17 protein-coding genes are annotated in these 19,834 nt (G+C 59.8%); 10 read left to right on the top strand and 7 right to left on the bottom strand.

Features of this window, described 5'->3' with window-relative positions:
* Nucleotides 1-131 precede the first annotated feature (131 nt).
* Nucleotides 132-728, top strand: a complete 597-nt coding sequence (locus tag soil367_RS05950) for a LysE family translocator (protein WP_246065553.1) — start codon at nucleotides 132-134, stop codon at nucleotides 726-728.
* On the opposite strand, the gene soil367_RS05945 is transcribed toward soil367_RS05950, so the two are convergent.
* From soil367_RS05945 to soil367_RS05935, 3 genes are all read right to left on the bottom strand, one after another.
* On the bottom strand, nucleotides 643-1,566 hold the full coding sequence (locus tag soil367_RS05945) for an AraC family transcriptional regulator (RefSeq protein WP_136547866.1): 924 nt from the start codon (nucleotides 1,564-1,566) through the stop codon (nucleotides 643-645). The two genes, soil367_RS05950 and soil367_RS05945, sit on opposite strands and share 86 nt — an antisense overlap.
* Before the next feature lie 158 nt (nucleotides 1,567-1,724).
* Entirely contained in the window at nucleotides 1,725-2,948 is a 1,224-nt protein-coding gene (locus tag soil367_RS05940) for an argininosuccinate synthase (RefSeq protein ID WP_136547864.1), read from the bottom strand.
* 215 nt (nucleotides 2,949-3,163) lie between these two features.
* The gene (locus tag soil367_RS05935; protein ID WP_136547862.1) at nucleotides 3,164-4,087 is read right to left on the bottom strand and encodes a flagellar protein MotY; all 924 of its coding nucleotides are present in this window, start codon (nucleotides 4,085-4,087) and stop codon (nucleotides 3,164-3,166) included.
* A gap of 217 nt (nucleotides 4,088-4,304) precedes the next feature.
* On the opposite strand from soil367_RS05935, the gene pyrC reads away from it, so the two are divergent.
* Together pyrC and rnt are read left to right on the top strand one after the other, a co-directional pair.
* Nucleotides 4,305-5,348, top strand: coding sequence for a dihydroorotase (gene pyrC / locus soil367_RS05930; protein ID WP_136547860.1), 1,044 nt, complete (start codon nucleotides 4,305-4,307; stop codon nucleotides 5,346-5,348).
* An 80-nt stretch (nucleotides 5,349-5,428) separates the two neighbouring features.
* Nucleotides 5,429-6,100, top strand: a complete 672-nt coding sequence (gene rnt, locus soil367_RS05925) for a ribonuclease T (protein ID WP_172962286.1) — start codon at nucleotides 5,429-5,431, stop codon at nucleotides 6,098-6,100.
* 15 nt (nucleotides 6,101-6,115) lie between these two features.
* Here the strand turns inward: rnt and soil367_RS05920 are convergent, their stop codons facing one another.
* Nucleotides 6,116-6,718 carry a peroxiredoxin gene (locus tag soil367_RS05920; protein WP_136547858.1) on the bottom strand — a complete coding sequence of 201 codons (603 nt, stop codon included), beginning with the start codon at nucleotides 6,716-6,718 and terminating at the stop codon, nucleotides 6,116-6,118.
* Between the two features lie 260 nt (nucleotides 6,719-6,978).
* On the opposite strand from soil367_RS05920, the gene soil367_RS05915 reads away from it, so the two are divergent.
* Together soil367_RS05915 and soil367_RS05910 are read left to right on the top strand one after the other, a co-directional pair.
* Nucleotides 6,979-7,269 (top strand): hypothetical protein, encoded by a 291-nt coding sequence (locus soil367_RS05915; RefSeq protein WP_136547856.1) that lies wholly within the window; start codon nucleotides 6,979-6,981, stop codon nucleotides 7,267-7,269.
* 64 nt (nucleotides 7,270-7,333) lie between these two features.
* Entirely contained in the window at nucleotides 7,334-10,165 is a 2,832-nt protein-coding gene (locus tag soil367_RS05910; protein WP_246065551.1) for an insulinase family protein, read from the top strand.
* A 33-nt stretch (nucleotides 10,166-10,198) separates the two neighbouring features.
* On the opposite strand, the gene sbcB is transcribed toward soil367_RS05910, so the two are convergent.
* Nucleotides 10,199-11,638, bottom strand: a complete 1,440-nt coding sequence (gene sbcB, locus soil367_RS05905; RefSeq protein ID WP_246065549.1) for an exodeoxyribonuclease I — start codon at nucleotides 11,636-11,638, stop codon at nucleotides 10,199-10,201.
* Nucleotides 11,639-11,946: 308 nt separating this feature from the next.
* Between sbcB and egtB the strand changes: the two genes are divergently transcribed.
* The 3 genes from egtB to soil367_RS05890 all read left to right on the top strand — a co-directional run bounded on the left by egtB (nucleotide 11,947) and on the right by soil367_RS05890 (nucleotide 15,111).
* On the top strand, nucleotides 11,947-13,230 hold the full coding sequence (gene egtB, locus soil367_RS05900) for an ergothioneine biosynthesis protein EgtB (protein WP_136547853.1): 1,284 nt from the start codon (nucleotides 11,947-11,949) through the stop codon (nucleotides 13,228-13,230).
* A gap of 66 nt (nucleotides 13,231-13,296) precedes the next feature.
* A complete protein-coding gene (gene egtD, locus soil367_RS05895) occupies nucleotides 13,297-14,292 on the top strand; it encodes an L-histidine N(alpha)-methyltransferase (protein WP_136547852.1) in 996 nt (331 codons plus the stop codon).
* Nucleotides 14,293-14,469: 177 nt separating this feature from the next.
* Complete coding sequence (locus soil367_RS05890; protein ID WP_136547850.1) at nucleotides 14,470-15,111, top strand: hypothetical protein; 642 nt, start codon at nucleotides 14,470-14,472, stop codon at nucleotides 15,109-15,111.
* Between the two features lie 25 nt (nucleotides 15,112-15,136).
* Here soil367_RS05890 and soil367_RS05885 read toward each other — a convergent pair whose 3' ends face one another.
* Complete coding sequence (locus tag soil367_RS05885; protein WP_136547848.1) at nucleotides 15,137-15,757, bottom strand: L-threonylcarbamoyladenylate synthase; 621 nt, start codon at nucleotides 15,755-15,757, stop codon at nucleotides 15,137-15,139.
* A 123-nt stretch (nucleotides 15,758-15,880) separates the two neighbouring features.
* Nucleotides 15,881-16,201, bottom strand: a complete 321-nt coding sequence (locus soil367_RS05880) for a BolA family protein (RefSeq protein WP_136550532.1) — start codon at nucleotides 16,199-16,201, stop codon at nucleotides 15,881-15,883.
* Between the two features lie 321 nt (nucleotides 16,202-16,522).
* On the opposite strand from soil367_RS05880, the gene soil367_RS05875 reads away from it, so the two are divergent.
* Complete coding sequence (locus soil367_RS05875) at nucleotides 16,523-18,715, top strand: DNA topoisomerase III (RefSeq protein ID WP_136547846.1); 2,193 nt, start codon at nucleotides 16,523-16,525, stop codon at nucleotides 18,713-18,715.
* 314 nt (nucleotides 18,716-19,029) lie between these two features.
* Nucleotides 19,030-19,773, top strand: a complete 744-nt coding sequence (locus soil367_RS05870) for a response regulator transcription factor (RefSeq protein ID WP_136547844.1) — start codon at nucleotides 19,030-19,032, stop codon at nucleotides 19,771-19,773.
* Nucleotides 19,774-19,834: the final 61 nt, after the last annotated feature.

The raw sequence follows: 19,834 nt of genomic DNA, 5'->3' as shown, positions 1-19,834 counted from the left end.
CTCGGCCAACCACCCGCACCCTCGCGTCGCAGCCCGCCCAGTTTTCGTTAACTGTGCCTGGGGATCGCAATTTCGTTCAATACGCTAGTTCACCGGCCCGTCAGACTAAAGTTCCCTGTCTGCGGAGCATCATGATGAGTATCCCTACCCTGCTGTCCATGGCTGCGTTCGCGCTGGTCGCCTCGATCTCACCGGGACCGGTCAACCTGGTATGCATGAGCACCGGTACGCGTTACAACCCGGGTTCCGGACTGAAGTTTGTAAGCGGCGCGACGACCGGCTTCATTGCGCTTTTCCTGGCCATCGGCTTCGGCCTCCACACGATCCTGGCCAACGTTCCGGGCTTCGCCGTTTGGCTGCGGGGCGCCGGCATTGTGTTTCTGCTCTATCTCAGCTTTCTGTTAGTTAGAGATAACGGTCGCATACGGGAAACGAGCTCCGGCGCGGCTCCGGGTTTTATTACCGGCGCCGCGATGCAGTGGCTCAACCCCAAAGCCTGGCTGGCCTCAGCTTCGGGCATCGGCGCCTACATCCCCGAGCCGAACCTGCAGCAGGTACTGCTCTTCGCCCTCGTGTATGCCCCCATTTGCTGGCTCTCCCTGGCCAGTTGGGTCTATGCCGGCGTCTACCTTCGGCGTCAAATCAGCAACCCGGCGATCCTTCGCTATTTGAACCGGGGGTTAGCGCTTCTGCTGGCGGCCAGTTGCCTGTTTCTCGTGTTTGGCTAGCGCTCGGTTGTTGTACCCGGGTGTAGTCCCCCGGTGTCGCTGCAACGAGGCGCTTGAACAGGCGTTGGAAGTGCGGCTGATCGGAGAACCCACTTTCCAGAGCGGCTTCCGCAACGGAGACCCCCTGTTTCAGGTTCTGCTGCCCGCGCTGAACCCGGCGGTTGATCTGATAGGCATGCGGCGTCAGGCCGAAATGGGTTTTGAACGCCCGGATAAAATAGCTGGGGCTATAGCCTGCCCAGGCGCTTAGCTCCTCCAGGGCCAGATGATCCGTGCAGTGGGCATCCAGGTGGTCGGCAACAGCCGCAAGCCGTTCCGGCAGCTCTTCAGCGACTGGCCATTGAGCGGACGTACCGGCCTGGCCCGTAAGAAAGTCAATCAGGAAGTTTCTGAGGCGATGTTCTTTGGCAACGATATCGGCTGTCCTCGACATCAGAAACTCTGCCATTGCGCAGAAATCCGCAAAGTAACGGGGTGACTCCACAACATCGTAAGGCATGTCGCGCCAGTGCGGCGCTCCGAAGAGACCGGCCTGAAACAGCAGCCGCGCCAGCCAGTGCCGATCCACATAGAGCATAAAGTAAGCCCAGGGCTGGCCATCAATCGGGTTGCAGGCGTGGACGCGCTCCGGGTTGATCAGCACCAGAGAGCCGGCCGCGACCTGGTACGCGCTGTCACCGTACAGGAAGGTACTTTGCCCACCCGTGATTGCCCCCATCGACCATTGAACATGGGTATGAGGCGCATAACAGACCTGACGGCCGTCCTCGACCTTACGCAGTTCAACGTAAGGCATGCGCGGGTCCCGCCAGAAAATAGGCCTGTTCGTCTGTCCCATGTAATCCCCCTGCTCCATCCAAAGCCCCAGCCGGCGATTCGATAACGACGCAGCGCTATCGGCAACATTGACGTTTTACCCTATGACAAGCCCGGGCCCAGCACCACAAAAAAAGACCCCGCAGGGCCTTAGTAAAAATCCACCAGAAACTTAGTCGATCAAAACTTGCGGCCCTTGCTCGCGGCAATTCTCAACCGCAGGGCGTTCAGTTTGATGAAGCCGGCGGCGTCTTTCTGATCGTAGGCACCTGCATCGTCTTCGAAGGTCGCGACCTTTTCGTCGAACAGAGAGTCATCCGAGCGGCGCCCCAGGACGATGACATTACCCTTGTAGAGTTTGAGGCGCACATCACCGTTGACCGGCTCCTGCGTATCATCGATCAGCGCCTGCATCGCCTTGCGCTCGGGGGACCACCAGTAGCCGTTATAGATGGTCTCAGCGTACCGGGGCATCAGGCTGTCTTTCAGGTGAGCCACTTCGCGATCCAGGGTGATGGACTCAATGGCACGGTGGGCGCGCAGCATGATGGTGCCGCCAGGGGTTTCGTAGCAGCCGCGTGACTTCATCCCCACGTAGCGGTTCTCAACGATGTCGATCCGGCCAACGCCGTGGGCGCCGCCGATCTTGTTGAGGTATTCCAGTACCTCGTGGGCAGCCATTTCCTTGCCGTCGATCGCGACAATGTCGCCCTTGCGGTAGGTCAATGTCAGCTCTGCTGGTGTGTCGGGCGCCTGCTCGGGGGCCACACTCCACCGCCACATATCTTCTTCGGCTTCGGCCCAGGGGTCTTCGAGCACTTCGCCTTCGTAGGAAATGTGGAGCAGATTCGCATCCATGGAATAAGGCGACTTGCCCTTCTTTTTTTCTACCTTGATGTCGTGCTGTTCGCAGTAGTCCAGGAGCTTCTGGCGGGAATTAAGATCCCACTCACGCCACGGGGCAATAACATGGACGCCGGGCTTGAGTGCGTAGGCGCCGAGCTCGAAACGGACCTGGTCGTTACCTTTGCCGGTCGCGCCATGGGAGATGGCGTCCGCACCGGTTTTGTTGGCAATGTCGATCAGGCGCTTGGCAATGAGCGGACGGGCAATCGAGGTGCCGAGAAGATACTCGCCCTCGTAGATGGCGTTGGCGCGGAACATGGGGAAAACGAAGTCACGCACGAACTCCTCGCGCAGGTCCTCTATGTATATTTCCTTTACGCCCAAGGCTTCGGCCTTGGCTCGGGCGGGTTCGACTTCTTCGCCCTGACCGAGGTCAGCGGTAAAGGTCACGACCTCACAGTTATAGGTTTCCTGCAACCAGCGGACGATAACCGAGGTATCCAGTCCGCCTGAATAGGCCAATACGACTTTCTTGAAGACTTGCTTTGACTCTGCCATGCCCGTGCTCCGCTCTACTGATGGGCTGGGTACCCGCGCCGGACTCATCCGTATACACGAGCACCCGAAAGGGTAACCCCCGCCGAAAAGGCGCTCATTGTAAGGGAGTGGACGGAAAGCCGCAAAGCTAGTGTCTCGCAGGACCCGGCGGGTCCTGGGTGCAGTTGAGGTGGCGAGTCGAAATGCCCGGAAAGGCGACAGCAGGCAGCTAAAGTTCAGCCGGCGTCGCGTTCACTGCTGTAGTCAGCCTCGGCCTGATGCAATACCTCGTCGTTTTCAGGGTCGCCTTCGCGCTGGAGTCGAATGGTAGTGCGGCGATTGTTCGTTGCGCCGGCGACGGGGTATCGGTCGCCATGGTAGCGCGTGGTTATGATGTCGGGATTGACGCCCTGACTTAGCAGGTAATCGGTAACGGCATGAGCCCGCTCCTTGGACAAGGTGCGGTTGTCAATGCGCGAACCCACCCGGTCGGTATGCCCGTCCACGAAAACCGCACTCACCGTGCTGTCCGCCGTGAGATAGAGCACGATTTTATCCAGCGCGTCCCGGTCGGCCTGATTGAGCGCTGTGCTACCCGCCCGGAAGTAAACCGCTGTTCGCTCTACCTGGTCATAATTAACGGGCAGCAGCCCGGCAACGCAGCTTTCAAAGTCGGAATTCAGCGGCATGAAGTTGACGTGGGACAGGCGTACCCGAACCCGGTCCGGCCCGTAGGCGCTACGTCGGGTGAAGGTCGGCGCCATACCCTCAGACAGGCTCGCGAGCATACGCCACGCGGTTCCCATGGGCACAGTGATCGGCCGTAGCCCCTGCTGAACCGGGACATAGCCCAGATCAGCAATGTCCGCACCCGGCCGCCATGCCGGCGCTTCAACGACGAGCGCTGCCTGCCCCGGCGCCATGGGGTTAACGTTGACGTCCAGGTGAAACTGAAGGCTCTCACCAGCGCGCTGGTAGAAAACGGCCCGGCCCAACCGGGGTATCTCATGGTTGAGGCTGCATTCGAATACCGATGCCGAGAGGTTCCACCGACTGTTCTCAATGCCTGCGCCGAAAGTCTGCCCATGCACAAAGCCGGGCGAAAGTGAGATCGCCAACGCAGTTGCAAGCCATAGTGGTCTTTTACATTTCTGGATCATACCCGTTTCCGCGGTTCGGTTGCCTACGTACGGTAACGGCCAACCTGGCGTAATCTTTAGGTATCTCGCGAGGTAAACGGTTACGAAATGTGTCCCGGTTATTTGCTACAATGCCGCGCTTCGGCCATGCCCACGCTCTGGCTGACTACCGTAGTGCTCAGGGGCATGCCGGCTCAATCACGCCGTTTTTTTACCGAACCTGGATATCGATCTTGCCATGACCGACACACTGAGTCTTATCCGTCCCGACGACTGGCACGTGCACCTTCGCGATGGAGACCTGCTCGCGTCGGTGGTGCCTGCCACAGCGCGGCAGTTCGCTCGTGCGATTGTCATGCCCAATTTACAGAGCCCGATCACGACGACTCAGATGGCGTTAGCCTATCGGGATCGGATTCTGGCGGCGTGTCCGGCCGAAAGCACGTTTGAGCCGCTAATGACGCTCTACCTGACCGATATGACAACGGCTGAGGAAATAGGCCGCGCCCGGGCTGCGGGGGTCGTCGCCTGCAAACTCTACCCGGCCGGTGCCACCACAAACTCGGCCGCCGGGGTGACCGACATCAGCCGGCTTTATCCGGTTTTAGAAGCCATGGCGACCGAAGGGCTGCTGTTGCTGGTTCACGGCGAAGTCACAGAGCACGCCACCGATATCTTTGATCGCGAAAAAGCGTTTATTGATAAGGTCATGATGCCGGTACGCCAGCGTTTCCCCGAACTGAAAATTGTTTTTGAGCATATCACCACAGCGGACGCGGTGGATTTTGTAAAGGACTGCCCTGACCGTCTTGGCGCGACCATCACGCCGCAGCACCTGTTGTTCAATCGCAACGATATGCTGGTGGGCGGCATCCGACCGCATTTTTTCTGCCTGCCCATACTCAAACGCCGCAGTCATCAGGAAGCCCTGGTGACGGCAGCGACCAGTGGCGACCCCCGCTTTTTCCTGGGGACCGACTCAGCGCCCCATGCCCGGCACCAGAAAGAGTCCGCCTGCGGCTGTGCCGGCTGTTATTCGGCCTGGTCCGCGCTGGAGCTCTATGCTGAGGCGTTTGAGCGAGCCGGTGCGCTTGATCGCCTGGAAGGTTTCGCGAGCTTTTTCGGACCCGACTTCTACGGGCTCCCGCGCAACCGGGAGCGAGTCACCCTGAAACGCGAACCCTGGCAATTGCCCGCGGTCCTACCGTTGGGTGAGAGCGAGATCGTTCCATTGGGAGCGGGTATCACGCTGAGCTGGAAGTTGGCGGATTCTCCTGCCTGATTTTTCGCTCTTCATTTCAGTTTCTTTTTAACGCCACCATTCATGCTGAATCACGTGGCAGGCAAGCCAAGGTAAGTTTTATGAGTGAAGAAAAAGCGCCGCCTCTCAGTCCCATGGCGAGCCGTTTTCGCGGCTACCTGCCTGTCGTGGTAGATGTCGAGACCGGCGGGTTCAACTGCCGCACTGATGCACTGCTCGAAGTGGCTGCCGTCATACTGCGCATGGACGACGACGGCCGCATTTACCCCTCGGAAAGCCATGATTTTCACGTTGATCCTTTCGAGGGTGCCAACCTGGAGCAATCAGCCCTCGATTTCACCGGCATTGATCCCTGGAGCCCGCTGCGCGAGGCGGTGCCGGAGGTTGAGGCGCTCAATGAACTATTCCGGCCCATCCGCAAGGCAGTCAAGGATCAGGGCTGCAAGCGGGCCATACTGGTCGGGCATAACGCGATTTTCGACCATAATTTCATCACTGAGGCGGTTAACCGCGCAGATATCAAGCGCAACCCCTTCCACCCTTTTTCCACCTTCGACACGGTGAGCATGGCGGGCCTTGCCCTCGGGCAGACCGTTCTGGCCCAGGCCTGCCGCGAGGCCGGGATTGAGTTCAGCAACAAGGAAGCGCACTCAGCGCTTTACGACGCAGAAAGGACAGCGGAATTGTTCTGCCTGATCGTCAACCGCTGGAAAGACCTGGGCGGCTGGCCCCCGCCCCCTGCTGTAGCAAGCGAGGCAGGCGAGCCCCAGTAGGCGCCCGCCGGTCAATCACAGCTTCTTGCTGTTATCCGCCAGGTACTCGGCAACACCTGCGGGGGATGCATCCATTCCCTTGTCGCCTTTTTTCCACCCGGCGGGACAGACCTCGCCGTGCGCTTCATGGAACTGCAGGGCATCGACCAGCCGCACCAATTCATCAATGTTCCGGCCCAACGGCAGATCGTTGGCTATCTGGGAGCGGACAATACCTGCCTTATCAATCAGAAAAGCCGCCCGGAACGCCATTCCCCTTTCGGATGCGACGCCGTATGCCCGGACAATATCATGGTTGAGGTCAGCAGCCATGGTGTAGCGTACCGGCCCGATGCCGCCATCGTTGATTGCCGTGTTACGCCAGGCATTGTGGGTGAAGTGGGAATCGATCGACACACTGACCACCTCGACACCACGCTCCCGGAACGCATCCATCCGGTGATCCAGCGCGATCAGCTCTGATGGACAGACGAACGTAAAGTCCAGCGGGTAAAAGAACAGAATGGCGGGTTTGCCCCTGATGCTCTCCGACAGGGTAAACTCGTCCACGATCGCGCCATCACCAAGTACAGCCGGCACGGTAAAATCAGGGGCCGGCTTTCCCACCAATACACTCATCAGACTTTCTCCAGATATTTCAGCATCAGAACCAGCCGCTGGTTAAACGACTGAATGAACTTTTTTGTTGAATCAGGCACAAAGCATACCTGCAACGCGTGCCTGGATGACGCCGGGAACGAAGCCGAGCACAATCTTTACAGTCGAAAACTTAACAGTCGAAAAGCTGAAGAAATGCGTCGGCCCGCGACCATGCAAGACTATCGGCAAGCTGCCATAATCGGCGCCATTAAAACTCTGGCTGCAACAAGGATAACTGAATGTCTGACGGCAAGGATCAACGGTACATAAAAATCGCCCAGGCCTGCTTGCGCGCGATCAACTCCGCGGCTGAGTCCAAGGCGGGCAGGGACGCTCAGATACGCGCGGTCTACGATGCAATTGACCGGGCCTTTCGCGAGGAGTTGAAGGTTTACCAGAACGACATCAATGAGCTCTCTGCCGCCTTGGAGCAGATCGCCGCAGGCGACCTGGACGAGGCAGAGGCACAGAAAGTCGCAGCCGCGGCTGTGTCAGGGCCTAACCGTACCCAGGGTGGTCGCCAGCACTGATGGCATGGGCATGTACTGGCATCCCACGCTCTTTAATGCGTTCCCCTTCTTCCAAGAGGATTCCATGAAATTGTTCCGCTCCGGTTGCCTTATTCTTTTAACGATTATGACAGGCCTGGTATCCATGACCGCACCCGCCCTTGCCGCTGAACAGACCGTCTCTCCCAAGCAGAGCCCTAATGACAGCCGGGACTACCGCTACCTGAAGCTGGAAAACGGCTTGCGCGTTCTGCTGATAAGCGACCCAAAGGCTGATAAGGGGGCTGCAGCGCTGGACGTCCATGTGGGCAGCGGCGATGAACCAGATGACCGTCCCGGTATTGCGCATTTTCTGGAACACATGCTCTTTCTCGGCACTGAAAAGTACCCTGAAGCGGGCGAGTACCAGAAGTTCATCAGCAATCACGGTGGCAGCCATAACGCGTCCACCAGCTTTCAGCATACCAATTACTTCTTTGATGTTGACGGCGAGTATCTTGAGCCGGCATTGGACCGGTTTGCCCAGCAGTTCACCGCCCCCCTGTTCACCCCGGAGCTGGTGGATCGTGAGCGCAACGCGGTGCACTCGGAGTACACCTCCAAAACCCGCGACGATAGCCGCCGGTTTTTTTCTGCCTTTAAAGCGGCGCTCAATCCCGAACATCGTTATAACCGTTTTGCCGTGGGCAACCTCGAAACCCTGGGCGACGGGGATGCCGCACTGCACGAGGACGTCGTAGCGTTCTACCGGGAGCACTATAAAGCCGAGCTGATGACGCTCGTTGTCTACGGCCCCCAGTCGCTCGACACGCTGGAAAAGTGGGTGAAAACCCGCTTCGACGACCTCCCTTCGGGCGATAGATCACCCTTCCCGCACGAAGCACCCCTGCTCGATACTGAGCGGTTGCCTGCGAGCCTGAAGGTCGAGGCGCTCAAGGACACCCGTCGCCTTCAACTGTACTTCCCGGCCGAGTCGCTCATGGCTCAATATCAGAGCAAACCCGGCAGTTATGTGGCCAATCTCATCGGCCACGAAGGGCCCGGCAGTCTGCTTGATGTCCTTAAAGAAGCGGGCCTGGTCAGTGGTCTCTCGGCGGGCACCGGGATCGACACCCAAGAGAACGCGGTCTTCCAGATATCGATGTCACTGACCCCGGACGGCCTGGAACGCTGGCAGGAAGTCGTCGCGCTGACGTTCGAGTACATCGACCTGATCCGCGAGAAAGGGGTCGCGCGGCATTACTTCGAAGAGCAACAGCAACTGGGTGAGCTCAGCTTTCGCTTTGCTGAAAAAACGCAGCCTATACGCCAGGTGAGCCATTTGGCTGGCAATCTTCACGCCGTAGCACCCGAGGACGTCCTCAGCGCGGGTTACCTCATGAACCAGTATGCGCCGGAGCGCTACCATGCGCTGCTCGACCAGCTCCGGCCGGAAAATACACTGGTCAGCATACTGGCACCGGGCGTTACCGAAGATGACGCCCAGCGCACAGACTGGTACGACACTCCCTATGAGATCAAGCGGCTCAAGGTCCAGGATCTCACCAGTACCGGCGCCCTGTCCCACTTGGCAGATAATCTGTCCCTGCCCGAACCCAACCCGTTCATTCCGGAGGATCTGGATCTCGTTAAGGGCGAACGCCATGAGAAGCCCGTCAAGCTCTCTGGCGAACCATTCGCTGTCTGGTATGGCCGGGACACCTCTTTTGGTACCCCCAGGGCCAACCTGTACCTGAGCCTGCGCTCTCCGGCCGCCCGCGACAGTGTCGAGGACAAGCTCCTTACCCAACTGTGGGTCGAGCGTATCAACGAACAGATCAATGCGTACGCCTATCCCGCCCATCTGGCTGGACTGAACTATTCGGTCTACAACCACCTGCGCGGCATCACCCTGCGTGTGAGCGGGTACAGCGACAAGCTGCATGAGCTGCTCGATAGCCTTCTGCAGACAACGCTGAATACCCGGCTGGCTAAAGACAGGTTTGAGCTCCACCGCCAGCAGTTGATCGATTCCCTCGAGAATAGCCGCAAGGACAAGCCCTACACTCAGGCACTGGGACTGCTGTCGGAAAAACTGATCACAGATCTGTGGCCGTTGAACGAGCAACTCGAGGCCGCCAGGTCTTTGACTTTCGAGGACCTCCAGGCGTTTGTGCCGCGGTTCCTCGAAAAGCTAGATCCGGTCATGCTCGCTCACGGCAACCTGACGCCTGCTGCGGCGCTCAACCTGGGCAGTCAGGTCAGCGCCAGGCTCACCCAGAAAGCTGAGTTCACCGACGTTGAACGCACTGATGTCCGGCGGCTTGAGCCCGGCACCACAGCATTGACACTGCCGGTAAAACACAGCGATACCGGCTACGTCCGCTACGTCCAGGGTGCCGACACGTCTTACCCGGCGCGTGCAGGCTACCGCCTCGCGGCCCAACTCGTCGGCACCCCGTTCTATCACTCTCTCCGGACCGAGCAACAACTGGGCTACGTGGTATTCGCCAACGCCTATGAACTGATGGAAGTGCCGGGGCTGGCCTTCGTGATCCAGAGCCCGGTGGCGCAAGGCCCGGAGCTCGATAGGCAGGTCAAAGCTTTCCTGGACGAGTACAGCCAGACCCTTTCGGACATGGAAGAAGCAGATCTGGAAGCCCAGAAGGCGTCCGTGATCAGCCGGCTGGAGGAAGAGGACAAAACCTTGCGAGCGATCTCCGAGCGATGGTGGCAGGAGATAGACCGTCAGAACACAGGCTTCGATACACGCCAGAGAACAGTAGAGGCCGTTCAGGCGCTGGACCTGGAAGCGGTTCGCAAGCTTTACCGCACCGAAATCGAGCCCCTTATGCGTTCGGTGCTGATCACCACTGAAACGCAGGACATGGACTATAGCGATGACGTAGCCCCAGCCGAGGAACAACCGGCGGAGTAAAAGCAGACTGGGCCGGGGCTGCATCCCGGCCGGTCATCCGTACGGGATCAGTGACTCCCCATAGAACTGCAGGTCTTGCAGCAACAGGCGTTGCGGTGCAGGCAGGTCCTGCGCATCCAGCCCCTTTAGAACCTCAAAATACTGGGGCAGCGTGCGCCAGCCGGGGCCGCCCTTCAGTAAGCGTTCCTGCCTGAACGCCTCCCAGCGCTCCTGCTCCTCACCGTCAAGCGTTTGCGGAAAGTTACGGGCACGGTACCGGAATAGCATTTCCGGCAAGCGCTGATCGGTAAAGTTCAGGTCAAGTTCGCCCAGCAGTTCCACAGGCTGCGCCAACACGAAGTCCAGCTGCTTGCGATCCTGCGGCGACAAGAAGCCGCCGCCATAAAGCATTTCGTCAGGGTCGGATGCCGCCGCAAACTGCTGTGCGCCGAAGGCCTCCTGTACGCGCCTGGGCAAATCTTCACTTTGTCTCAGTAGCTTGAGGTTGCGGCGCAACTGATTCCGTTCGAGACCGATACCCTGCAGTTGCTCTTCACTCAGACTTTTCAACAGCGACGCTGGCGCAATCGCCGGACACTTGTTGGCGTGCACCGCCTTTAGCGCATACCGGCTCTGTCCCTCGGGCAAGTCCGCGGCAGCAACGAAAACACGTGCCTGAATATCTTCGACTGACGCCTCAAGCAGATCCGTCGGGTCCTCACGCAGATCGTAAACAATAACGGCGTTACGGTTTGTCGGATGCATGGCCAGCGGCGCCACCAGAGCGGCACACGCCGATGACGCCGGGTAGCGGGAAGAGACATGGAGTACGGGTTTCAAGCTGGTTGTATCCAGCATCTCAAGGACTTTCTTTTTGTCGCGCAACCCCAGGCAATAGTCGTAGAGCCGAGGCTGACGCTCGCGGATCAGACGCGCAACGGCGATAGTCGCGTATACGTCCGACATGGCGTCGTGAGCACTTTCATGCGCAATCCCATTGGCCTGCGTCAGATCCTCAAGGCGAAAGCTCGGCGCGCCATCAGGTTTTCGCGGCCATTCGATACCTTCGGGCCGCAGGGCGTAGGTCAGGCGGACAACATCGATGATGTCCCAGCGGCAACAGCCGTTCTGCCATTCACGGCCGTAGGGGTCGCGCAGATTGCGGTAAAGGGTGTGGCGTGTCACCTCATCGTCAAAGCGGATACTGTTGTAGCCCGCCCCGCAAGTGCCGGGGACTGCGAAAGCCTCGTTGACGCGGCTGATAAACTCAGCTTCGCACAACCCGTCCTCCAGGGCTTTTTGCGGCGTGATACCGGTAATCAGGGTCGCTCGCGGGTCCGGCACGTAGTCATCAGCTGGCCGGCAATAGAACATCATCGGCTCATCGATGATGTTCAGGTCGGTATCCGTGCGGATCGCCGCAAACTGAGCCGGGCGGTCCCGTAAGGGATCTGCCCCAAACGTTTCGTAATCATGCCAGAGAAAACTTTCCAAAATGCCTGTCCTTGAACCGCTGTAAAAAACTGTTGGGCCAGCCGACCGAGCGCCACCAGCCAGACCGCGAGGATAACATTGCTTGGGCCAGCCGAGGCACTCTTGAAGCCGCGCCCGGGACAAAGTCGGGCACCGAATCAGCTTCAAGGCGCCGTTCCCGCAAATTAAAAGGCAGTAACACTGCACCCCTGACCTATTGCCGAACTCGGGCTTGCCCACGTATGTTAGTTAAATCAATACTGACGAATAACGATATGAACGGGGATACCTGAAGCGTTCATCGGTCGACTGGCAAGGAGGGCCAGCCCATGCTGGAGCAAGCAAAGGTCAACATCAGTTTCGAGTTCCGGCAGGTACGCGAACGGACCGAAGCCATCTGCGAAAACCTCAGTGCGGAGGACTGCAATCTTCAGGCAATGCCAGACACCAGTCCCCTCAAGTGGCATCTCGCCCATACCACGTGGTTCTTCGAAACTTTTATTCTCAAGCCCTTCAGCCAGCAGTACCGCGTCTTTGACGCCAGCTTCCAGGTCCTTTTCAACTCCTACTACAACGGTATTGGCAAGCAGCATCCGCGGCCCCAGCGGCACCTGCTGTCCCGGCCCGGTCTGCCCGAAGTCATGGATTACAGGTGCCATGTTAACCGGGCAATGACGGCACTGCTCGAGGGCAGCCAACACCCTCAGCAGCGCGAAATAGTGCGCCGCCTCGAACTCGGGCTCAACCACGAGCAACAGCATCAGGAACTGATGCTTACGGATCTCAAGTTTAACTTCGCCGCGAACCCGCTGGCCCCCGCCTATCGGCAGGATCCCTTGCCCGAAGCGGTGCCGGCCGATTCCGGCTTCGAGTTCTATGCAGGCGGCCTGGTAGAGATTGGCCAGACTGAAGACGAGGGTTTTGGCTTCGATAACGAACAACCGTCCCACAAGACATGGCTAGAACCTTTTGCACTGGCCCGCGGACTGGTGACCACCGGTGACTACAAGGCGTTTATCGCAGATGGTGGCTATCGCCGGCCCGAGCTCTGGTTGTCGGATGGCTGGGCGACCGTCCAGGCGGAGAACTGGACACAGCCACTGTACTGGGACCTTGAAGCTGATGAGGCGTCGGTGTTTACCCTGCATGGCCGCCAGCCCCTGCGCGACGATCACCCTGTATGCCATCTGAGCTACTTCGAGGCCGACGCCTATGCCCGCTGGAAAGGCGCTCGCCTGCCCACGGAGGAAGAGTGGGAGCACGCCGCCAGGCTGAGTATCGGCAGCGGCAGTCAGGCTGACGCTGGTGCTCGGCGTGCCGCCCTGCAGCCGGTCGGCAGCGAACCGCGCAAAGGTTTACAGGACCTGTTCGGTCAGGTCTGGCAGTGGACCTCATCCGCCTACCGTGCTTACCCCCGCTACCAGCCGGCGCCCGGCGCATTGGGCGAGTACAACGGCAAGTTCATGTGTAACCAGTTCGTGCTTCGGGGCAGCTCCTGCGCGACTGCCGCCGGCCACAGCCGATCAAGTTACCGGAATTTTTTCTACGCCCCCGACAGGTGGCAGTTCACCGGACTGCGCCTGGCGCGTGACGCCATGCCGGGGCCGGACTGAACCGGGAAGTCTTCTTCATCTGATGCCTCAGCCGGGCAAAAACCGCCTCACCCTCAGGAGCTTACTGTGAACAATCTCGCCGTCGTCGACAAATCCGTGTCCGGGGGACACCGTAACCTGCGCGTTCACTACCTGCACGACTGCGTTGCCGATGATCAGGCCCTGGTCGCAGAGGGCATGGCGGCGTCGAAACCCTGGCTCCACCCCAAATTCTTCTACGATACAGCCGGATCAGAGCTGTTCGATGCCATCACTGAAACCGAGGAATACTACCCGACCCGAACCGAGGCGGAGATTTTCGATCGGCACCTTGATGACATGCTCGCGCATGTGGCCAACCGCCAGGTGCTGGTTGAACCCGGCAGCGGCAATTGCGGCAAGGCCGAGCAGTTCCTGCGGGATCCCAAACTGAGCCACTACGCGCCAATCGAAATATCGGCTGACTTCCTGGTGGGTTGCTGCAACCGGTTAGCGCGGGCACACCCCGACCTTACAGTCGACGCCATCTGCGGCGATTTCACCCGTTGCCAGACGCTACCGGCAGCCGTGCCGGAATCCGGGCGCCTGCTGTTTTTTCCCGGGTCTACCATCGGTAACTTCGACCCGGAATCCGCTCAGGACCTTCTGGCCAATTTCCGCTCCCTCGCCGGTAGCGAGGGCTACCTCCTGATCGGCACCGACCTGCCTAAGGACCGGGGTGTTCTCGAAGCGGCCTACAACGACAGCCAGGGATTCACCAGGCGTTTCAATCTCAATATCCTCGACCATCTGAATGACCGTCTGGACTGCCATTTCCATGCCGCTGACTTTGACCACGACGCTTTCTATAACGAGGATCTCGGCCGTATTGAAATGCACCTGGTCTGCGTCCGCGACACCCGGGTCCGGGTTGGGGAGAAGCACTTCAACCTGAGCAAGGGTGAAAGCATTCATACCGAGAATTCGTACAAGTATGCTCCCGACAGTTTCGTGGCCATGGCTTCAACTGTGGGCTTTGAGCCAGTCACCTACTGGACCGATTCCCGGCAATGGTTCGCCGTTCACCTGTTACGGGCCTGCTGACGACCAGCCTCTGGACACGCTGTGCTTTTCGGAACTTGTCCGTTTCGGCCTGGCATTTGTAGCACTTGCAGACACAATGGGCCTTCTGGCCCGAATCCTGCTAGGTACCCCTGTACCTTTGTAAACGTCAAATTATTGCCGTGTACGGGCTTCAGTGAGTGCGAGAGGGGGGTGTGTATGGGTCTGTTTGGAACAAGCGCTAGCAGTTCAGCTGCATCACAAAGCGCGGATCAGGCGAAAGTCGCTGGCAAGAAAGCCGCTCAGGGCGCGGGGAAAGTGGCTCCGCAGGAGCGTATCCTTAGCGACGATGATGTAACCCTGAGTGCCCAGCGTCCGGCAGACGCACCCAAGGTCAACCTGGCCCTCAAGGATTACAAACATTCCGTCGCGCAGGATGTGGCATTTGTGCGGGATACCCTGCGGCACAAACTGTCCGAGTACAACGTCCCGCTCGACACCCGTATGGGCATCAGCAAAGGCCTCACCGGTCGGGTTGAGATTGACGCCCAGATGCCAGACGAAGCACGTAACCGGATCGAGCAGGATCTGAACCAGAGCCAGGCCTTCAAAGGCGCGTTCGAGCGTCTTTCGGTGAACCAGCCGACGCTGGACTACGTCGATAACGTCACCAAGCTCTCCCAGGCCTACGGTATCCGCAACAACCTTTTCGATAGCCTGATCAGCCGGGACGGTGAGTTCAATGGGCTGCAGGATATCGCGCACCGGTACCAGTCAGTGCGCCAGACCTTGCCCGAAAACGCCGGGATGGACCAGAGTGCGGAAGCGCGCTACCAGTTCAGTGTTAACGCCCGGGCTTGAGGCGCTAACCTGAGCCACCCGCCCTTTATCGGAAAGGTTCCGGATCGCCCTTGCCTTCGCGTATCAGGGCAGGCACGTCCTCGGACAGATCCACAACCGTGGTAGGCTCCCGGTCGCAAAAACCGCCATCGATGACCAGATCCAGGTCATGCTGTAGTCGGTCGCGAATCTCATCCGGGTCAACCATGGGCATGGCCTCACCCGGCAGCAACAGGGTAGTACTCATCAACGGCTCGCCCAGTTCAGCCAGAATGGCCTGCACGACCGCATTATCAGGCACGCGAAGCCCGATCTGCCGCCGCTTGGGATGCACCAACCGTCGAGGTACTTCGCTGGTCGCCGGCAGAATAAAAGTGTAGGCCCCTGGTGTGTAGGTTTTCAGCAAACGGTACTGCACGGTTCCTACTTTGGCGTAAATGCCCACGTCCGAAAGATCCCGACAGACCAGCGTAAAGTTGTGCTTGTCGTCGAGTGCGCGGATCCGCTTGATTCTGTCCGCTGCCTTTTTATCGCCGAGATGGCACCCCAGCGCATAAGCTGAGTCCGTCGGATAAGCAATTACTCCGCCCTTGCGGATTATGTCCACCGCCTGCTTCACCAGCCGGGGCTGGGGGGACACCGGGTGGATCTGGAAAAACTGACTCATCTGAAATTGCGCTCCTGCAATATGGTCTTTGAAAACCGGATAACGAAGGCCTGTGTAAGGCGCGGGGCGCCCGGGCTATTCCATGCCGGGCAACTTAATGGTATTGCTCTGACAGCGCTGCTCTTACGCCCGGGCTTTGCTTCCGCCCATACAGTTGGGCGAAGCTGGCGCATCGCCGGCGCGCTCGGACCACTCCGCCGGTGTATAGAGATGCAGCGCGAGGGCGTGAACGCCCGCTTTGAGTTCGTCCGCCAGTGCACCATAGACCAGCTGGTGGCGGGCCACTTTCCCCTTTCCCTCAAACTCCGGCGCGGCAAGTACAACCTTGAAATGGGTTTCAGAATTGGGCGGAACCGAGTGGTTCGAGCTCTCATTCTCAAGCCCGAGGTAAGTGGGGCGGAAGTGCATTTTGAGTTTCTGCTCGATCTGCTGCTGGATAACCATGTTGTTGCTCCGATTGCGTTCTGCCATCTGAACCCAGGGGGCGACGACAATGCCGTGGTACTCACTCTGCCTATAGTGTAACGCGCCCCCGAATGAGCGGCACCTTCCGCTTCTGTTCCAGCGCAGTTCTGGCTGTGCCCCGGCGGGCTTTGGGTTCCAGCCTGTCTCACGTCGCTTCTGCCCCAGCTCAGCCCTACCGCTGCCCACCGGCGCTCTGACCCGGCCAAGGCCGCCCTTGACATCACCTGGCCCCTCTCGCACTGTTAGCGCCGCCCCGACGCGCCGCCTGTCCAAAAAAGTAATGAACTGTCCGAGTAAAAAATGCGCCTCATCATTGCCGAAAAACCCAGCCTGGGCCGTGCTATCGCGGCCGTTCTGCCCGGCCCCCAACGCCGGGAGAATGGGCTGGTGCGGTGTGGGGGCGACACGGTGGTCAGTTGGTGTATCGGCCACCTGCTGGAGCCGGCCGAACCCGGCCATTACGATCCCCAATGGCAACGGTGGCGCCTCGAAAAGTTGCCCATGTTCCCCGCCCGCTGGCAACACCAGCCCCGCCCCAAGGTAGAAGCTCAGCTAAAACTACTGCAACACCTCATAAGCGAGGCCTCGCTGGTGGTTCATGCGGGGGATCCGGACCGTGAAGGCCAGTGGCTCGTGGACGAAGTACTGCAGTGGAGCGACTGCCGGGTTCCGGTCAAGCGAATCCTGATCAATGACCTAAACCCGGACGCTGTGCGTCGGGCGCTGGATCTGGAACGGGACAACGCGGCGTTCCAGACCCTCTCAGCGTCGGCGGAAACCCGTCAGCGGGCCGACTGGCTGTTTGGTCTCAACCTGACCCGGGCCTGTACCCTGCTGAAACGCGCCCGCAATGAGCAGGGCGTCTACTCCATCGGTCGGGTGCAGACACCGGTGCTGGGGCTGGTGGTGGAACGCGACAACCGCATTGCCGACTTCGTACCCGTGCCATATTTTCGCATCCTGGCCCAGGTCCAGTCAGGGCAGGAGTCCGCCGCCTCCCCTTTCATCGCGACCTGGCAGGCTGACGAACAGTACGCTGCTCACCTCGACGATGAGAACCGCTTACTCGACGAGACGGTCGCGCGGGAAATAGCCGAGACTGTATCAGGCAGCACAGGCACCATCACATCGGCGCGGTTTAAAGAACGCTCTGAACCGCCGCCTCTGCCCCTGTCCCTTTCAGCGCTCCAGATTGAAGCGGCGCGCATCCACGACATGCCCGCGCAGGAAGTGCTCGATATCGCCCAGGCGCTCTACGAGAATCATCGACTCATTACCTACCCGCGCTCGGACAGCCGCTATCTGCCGGAAGGGCACTGGGCAGAAGGGCCCGGGCTGATAGCGACCATCGCCAGCAACCTGCCGGATCTGGGCCAGGCCGCGGCGGGTGCAGACCCCGGCCGTCGTAGCCGTGCCTGGGACGATGCCAAAGTCGAAGCCCATCACGCCATTATTCCCACCCGTCGGCAAGCGGATATCGCGCGCCTCGACCAACGCCAGCAGAAAATCTACGGGCTAGTGTGCCGTTTCTACCTCATGCAGTTCATGGCCGACGCCGTGCATCGGGATGGCCGGCTGGAGTGTACCCTGGCCGGCCACCGCTTTCTTGCCCGGGAGACCGGTGTCGTTTCAGCCGGCTGGCAAGCGCTCGAGTTGCGCCGATCCGACAGCCGGGATAAGCCTGCGGCCGCACCGCTGCCACGGCTGGCCAAGGGCGATCCCGTCCGCGCTGCCGCCTGCGAGGTCAAAGCCCGCCGCACCCAACCGCCCGTCCCTTTTACAGACGCCACCTTGCTGGCCGCGATGACGGGCATCGCCCGTTTTGTCAGCGATCCCGAATTGCGTAAGACCCTGCGCGATACCGACGGGCTGGGCACCGAAGCGACCCGCGCAGGTATCCTTGAGACTTTGTTCAAGCGGGAGTATCTGACCCGGGAGGCGCGTTACATTCGCTCAACACCTCGGGCACGGCAACTGATCGCCGAGTTGCCGAGCGCAATCAGCAGCCCGGATCGCACGGCGCATTGGGAAGCGACGCTGGAGAACGTGCGTCATGGCTCTGTTCAGCCCGAGGTGTTTATCGCCGGGCTGCAATCCGAGATTCGCGAGCTTATACGCAGCATGATCGGTACCCAGCACGTTGAGATTTCCGCTAACGCCGGCGTTGACGCGGACCGCAGCCAGGGCGCCTCGCCTCAGTCACCACAGTGCCCGGCCTGCCGTAGCGCCATGCGCATGAAGGATGGCCCCTATGGGCAGTTCTGGTCCTGCCAGCGCTACCCGGATTGCCGCGCTACCCGACGCCTGGACGATACGCTCGCCGAAACCGACGGTACCCGCCAGCCCCCCGTACCCTGCCCTTTCTGTTTTGCACCGCTGAAACGCCGACAGGGGCCCAAGGGCTGGTTCTGGGGCTGTTCGCAATATCCCGCCTGTCGACACACTGTGCCCGACGATGAGGGCAAACCCCGTCTTCCGCCCAGAACCCGCTAGCGTGCAGCCAAAGAGCTGCAAATGACGCCTGGGTTACCCGGCGTTTTCCCAGCGATCGTCTAAACTTGCCCGTAACCCCGCCTGTACCCGTCGCACAAGCAGGGCCCAGCCGTCGGCCCGTCTGTGTCGGGACCGGCTGCGTGTGCCAAATGTAACAAGGCGCAACATTTCAACAACGGTGATAGCGCCGATGTTTTGCCACACTGGATCCCATACAGACACCGGACGTTGTTGCCCCGCAATGGAAGATCAGGGGTCAAAGCTTTCGCGACGGGCAATTCGCCAGGCGACCCAGCATCAGTCCGGAGAATCCAATGCATATCGCATTGCTTGAAGACGAAACCGAACAGGCCCGCAATGTCCAGGCTTTATTGGCCGAGCACAAACACGACTGCGACTATTTCACGACCGGCCATGCCTTTCTTGCCGCGGTGAACCACAAGAGTTTCGACCTGCTGATTCTGGACTGGCAAGTACCTGATATCAGCGGTATCGAGGTACTGAAGCACGTACGCCGGCAGATTGAATGGCCTATCCCCGTGCTCTTCCTGACCCAACGGGACAGTGAAGCAGATATTGTGCGCGCTCTCGACGGCGGGGCTGATGACTACCTGTCAAAACCCGCGCGTCCGTCTGAGCTGATCGCGCGCATCGGCGCATTGGGGCGGCGCAGCAACCCTGAGAGCGACAAGGAGATCCTTGCGTTCGGACCCTTCCGGATCTATACCCAGACCCGGCAGGTCAGCTTGCACGGCGAGGTACTGGCGCTAACGGACAAGGACTTTGACCTGGCCCTGTACCTGTTCAGGAACCAGGGGCGTCTGCTGACCCGTGACCTGCTACTGGAACGCGTCTGGGGCGTATCGCGGGAGATAAACACCCGTACGGTCGATACCCACATGAGCCGCCTGCGCCGCCGGCTGGGCATCAAGCCCGAGAACGGTTTTCGCATCAAGACTATCTACCAACGCGGCTATCGCCTGGAAGCGGTCGACGCCGCTGGCGAACCCGCAGCCCTACCTGAAGCAGGAACCTATGACATTGGTCAGCCCGCTTAAGCAGTCAGTGCCAGTATGCTCAGTCCCTAAGGAGCCTCGGCAGCGCCGGGGGGCGTTTCGA

Source organism: Hydrocarboniclastica marina, assembly GCF_004851605.1.
Classification (GTDB): Bacteria; Pseudomonadota; Gammaproteobacteria; order Pseudomonadales; family Oleiphilaceae; genus Hydrocarboniclastica; species Hydrocarboniclastica marina.
The sequence above is the reverse complement of the archived record's forward strand: the minus strand, read 5'-3'. Positions and strand labels throughout refer to the sequence as shown.

Bases quoted from the DNA above. Each gene is read 5' to 3' on its own strand.
- soil367_RS05950 (WP_246065553.1), top strand. From the start codon at position 132: ATGATGAGTATCCCTACCCTGCTGTCCATGGCTGCGTTCGCGCTGGTC.
- soil367_RS05945 (WP_136547866.1), bottom strand. From the start codon at position 1,566: ATGGGACAGACGAACAGGCCTATTTTCTGGCGGGACCCGCGCATGCCT.
- soil367_RS05940 (WP_136547864.1), bottom strand. From the start codon at position 2,948: ATGGCAGAGTCAAAGCAAGTCTTCAAGAAAGTCGTATTGGCCTATTCA.
- soil367_RS05935 (WP_136547862.1), bottom strand. From the start codon at position 4,087: ATGATCCAGAAATGTAAAAGACCACTATGGCTTGCAACTGCGTTGGCG.
- pyrC (WP_136547860.1), top strand. From the start codon at position 4,305: ATGACCGACACACTGAGTCTTATCCGTCCCGACGACTGGCACGTGCAC.
- rnt (WP_172962286.1), top strand. From the start codon at position 5,429: ATGAGTGAAGAAAAAGCGCCGCCTCTCAGTCCCATGGCGAGCCGTTTT.
- soil367_RS05920 (WP_136547858.1), bottom strand. From the start codon at position 6,718: ATGAGTGTATTGGTGGGAAAGCCGGCCCCTGATTTTACCGTGCCGGCT.
- soil367_RS05915 (WP_136547856.1), top strand. From the start codon at position 6,979: ATGTCTGACGGCAAGGATCAACGGTACATAAAAATCGCCCAGGCCTGC.
- soil367_RS05910 (WP_246065551.1), top strand. From the start codon at position 7,334: ATGAAATTGTTCCGCTCCGGTTGCCTTATTCTTTTAACGATTATGACA.
- egtB (WP_136547853.1), top strand. From the start codon at position 11,947: ATGCTGGAGCAAGCAAAGGTCAACATCAGTTTCGAGTTCCGGCAGGTA.
- soil367_RS05890 (WP_136547850.1), top strand. From the start codon at position 14,470: ATGGGTCTGTTTGGAACAAGCGCTAGCAGTTCAGCTGCATCACAAAGC.
- soil367_RS05885 (WP_136547848.1), bottom strand. From the start codon at position 15,757: ATGAGTCAGTTTTTCCAGATCCACCCGGTGTCCCCCCAGCCCCGGCTG.
- soil367_RS05880 (WP_136550532.1), bottom strand. From the start codon at position 16,201: ATGGTTATCCAGCAGCAGATCGAGCAGAAACTCAAAATGCACTTCCGC.
- soil367_RS05875 (WP_136547846.1), top strand. From the start codon at position 16,523: ATGCGCCTCATCATTGCCGAAAAACCCAGCCTGGGCCGTGCTATCGCG.
- soil367_RS05870 (WP_136547844.1), top strand. From the start codon at position 19,030: ATGCATATCGCATTGCTTGAAGACGAAACCGAACAGGCCCGCAATGTC.